2 protein-coding genes are annotated in these 3,000 nt (G+C 67.4%); both read left to right on the top strand.

Features of this window, described 5'->3' with window-relative positions; translation table 11 throughout:
- The first annotated feature begins 248 nt into the window (after positions 1-248).
- The gene (gene frc, locus GBZ26_RS28485) at positions 249-1,526 is read left to right on the top strand and encodes a formyl-CoA transferase (RefSeq protein WP_038528124.1); all 1,278 of its coding nucleotides are present in this window, start codon (positions 249-251) and stop codon (positions 1,524-1,526) included.
- Positions 1,527-1,761: 235 nt separating this feature from the next.
- Positions 1,762-2,958 carry an ADP-forming succinate--CoA ligase subunit beta gene (gene sucC / locus GBZ26_RS28490; protein ID WP_174441680.1) on the top strand — a complete coding sequence of 399 codons (1,197 nt, stop codon included), beginning with the start codon at positions 1,762-1,764 and terminating at the stop codon, positions 2,956-2,958.
- The last annotated feature ends 42 nt before the right edge of the window (positions 2,959-3,000 follow it).

Here is a 3,000-nt window from a genome sequence, read left to right on the forward strand (position 1 = left end):
CGCGGTCAGCGCGGCGATGGACAGCGGCCGGCCGACGCTGATCAACGCGGTGATCGACCCCAACGCCGGGTCGGAGAGCGGCAACATCGGCAGCCTCAACCCCACCAGCGCCGTCCGCAAGGGTCCAAAGACCTGACGATCGAGCGGTAACCAAGGACGCCGGTTCTCCGGTTCCAGGCCGGGCGGCCCTGCCAGCGAGGGGTGGGGCCGCCCTTTTCAGACACAGAGCACCACCGGGAGGAACGACGATGGGAAAAGCTCTTGAAGGCGTGCGGGTTCTGGACTTTACCCACGTTCAGTCGGGTCCGACCTGCACGCAGCTTCTGGCGTGGTTCGGCGCCGACGTCATCAAGGTCGAGCGTCCGGGCGAGGGCGACATCACGCGCGGCCAGCTGCGCGACGTGCCCGAGGCCGACAGCCTCTACTTCACCATGCTGAACCACAACAAGCGGTCCATCACGCTGGACACCAAGAACCCGGACGGCAAGCGCGTCCTGGAGGATCTGGTGCGCATCTGCGACGTGATGGTCGAGAATTTCGCCCCCGGTGTGCTCGACCGCATGGGCCTGACCTGGGAGCGCATCCAGGAGCTGAACCCCCGCATCATCGTCGCCTCGGTCAAGGGCTTCGGCCCCGGTCCCTACGAGGACTGCAAGGTCTATGAGAACGTCGCGCAGTGCGCCGGCGGCTCGGCCTCGACGACCGGCTTCGACGACGGGCCGCCGATGGTCACCGGCGCCCAGATCGGCGACAGCGGCACCGGCCTGCATCTGGCGCTGGGCATCGTGACGGCGCTCTACCAGCGCACCCAGACCGGGCGCGGCCAGAAGGTGCTGGCGGCCATGCAGGACGCCGTGCTGAACCTCTGCCGCGTCAAGCTGCGCGACCAGCAGCGGCTGGAGCGCGGCCCGCTGAAAGAGTACCCGCAGTACCCGAACGGCGAGTTCGGCGACACCGTGCCGCGCGCCGGCAACGCCTCGGGCGGCGGCCAGCCGGGCTGGATCCTGAAGTGCAAGGGCTGGGAGACCGATCCCAACGCCTACATCTACTTCATCACCCAGGCGCCGGTCTGGGCGAAGATCTGCGACGTCATCGGCAAGCCGGAATGGGTCACCGATCCGGACTACGCGACGCCCGCCGCGCGCCTGCCGCGCCTGAAGGACATCTTCGCGACCGTCGAAGAGTGGACCATGACCAAGACGAAATTCGAGGTCATGGAGATCCTGAACAAGTACGACATCCCCTGCGGCCCCATCCTGTCGATGAAGGAGCTGGCGGAGGATCAGTCGCTGCGCGAGACCGGCACCATCGTCGAGGTGGACCACCCGACGCGCGGCAAGTACCTGACGGTCGGCAACCCGATCAAGCTGTCGGACAGCCCGACCGAAGTCACCCGCTCGCCGCTGCTGGGCGAGCACACCGACGAGATCCTGCGCGAGGTCCTCGGCTTCGACGAACGCCGCATCGGCGAGGTCCGCGACAGCGGTGCGCTGGGGCTGGTCGTTCCCCGCATGGCCGCCGAGTAAAGACAGCCGTGGCAGGGGCGTCCCGACGGGACGCCCGCTCCATGGAAGGCCGGTCCGCCGGCGCACGCCGTCCCGAAGAGCGGGGGCGTGATCGCGGACATCCGGCGAGCCACCGGCTCACACCATCATTCCTCCACAGATTCAGCACAGGACGCAGGGTGCCGGCGCGGAAAGCGTCAGCGCCGATGCCGGCCTGCGCCCCGCACCCTTCCATTTTAAACACCCGAAGACAGCCATGAACATCCATGAGTATCAGGCCAAGGGCCTGCTGAAGACGTACGGCGTCGCGGTGCCCCGCGGCGGCGTTGCGTTCTCTCCCGAGGAGGCCGAGACCGTCGCCCGCGAGCTGGGCGGCCCGGTGTGGGTCGTGAAGTCGCAGATCCACGCGGGCGGCCGCGGCGCCGGCCGCTTCAAGGACAACCCCGAGGGCAAGGGCGGCGTCCGCGTCGTCAAGTCCGTCGAGGAGGTCGGCAAGAACGCCGGCGAGATGCTGAACCACGTGCTGGTCACCAAGCAGACCGGTCCGGACGGCCGCGAGGTCAAGCGCCTCTACGTCGAGGAAGGCGCCGACATCAAGCGCGAGCTGTATCTCGGCATGCTCGTCGACCGCGCCACCGGCCGCGTCACCATCATGGCGTCCACCGAGGGCGGCATGGAGATCGAGGAGGTCGCCCACAACACGCCGGAGAAGATCGTCAAAGTCGCCGTCGACCCGGCCACCGGCATCCAGGGCTACCATACCCGCAAGGTCGCCTTCGCCCTCGGGCTGGAAGGCAAGCAGGTCGGTGCGGCGGCGAAGTTCCTGACCGCCATGTACCGCGCCTTCACCGAGCTGGACTGCGCGATCGTCGAGATCAACCCGCTGATCGTCACCGGCTCGGGCGACATCCTGGCGCTCGACGCCAAGATGGCCTTCGACGACAACGCCCTGTTCCGCCACAAGAACGTGGCCGAGCTGCGCGACGAGGCCGAGGAAGACCCGGCCGAGATCGAGGCGGCCAAGCACAGCCTCAACTACGTCAAGCTGGACGGCAACATCGGCTGCATGGTCAACGGCGCCGGCCTGGCGATGGGCACCATGGACATCATCAAGCTGTACGGCGGCGAGCCGGCCAACTTCCTCGATGTCGGCGGCGGCGCCACCAAGGAGCGCGTCACCGCGGCCTTCAAGCTGATCCTCTCCGATCCCAATGTGAGCGGAATCCTGGTCAACATCTTCGGCGGCATCATGCGCTGCGACGTCATCGCCGAAGGCGTGGTGACGGCGGCCCGCGACGTCAAGCTGCACGTTCCGCTGGTCGTCCGTCTGGAAGGCACGAACGTCGAGCTGGGCAAGAAGATCCTTGCCGAGTCCGGTTTGCCGATCCTGTCGGCCGACAACCTCGCCGACGCCGCCGAGAAGGTGGTCAAGGCCGTGAAGGAGGCCGCGTAAGATGGCTGTTCTCGTCGATAAGAACACGAAGGTGATCTGCCA

It is taken from the genome of Azospirillum formosense (assembly GCF_013340925.1).
Classification (GTDB): Bacteria; Pseudomonadota; Alphaproteobacteria; order Azospirillales; family Azospirillaceae; genus Azospirillum; species Azospirillum formosense.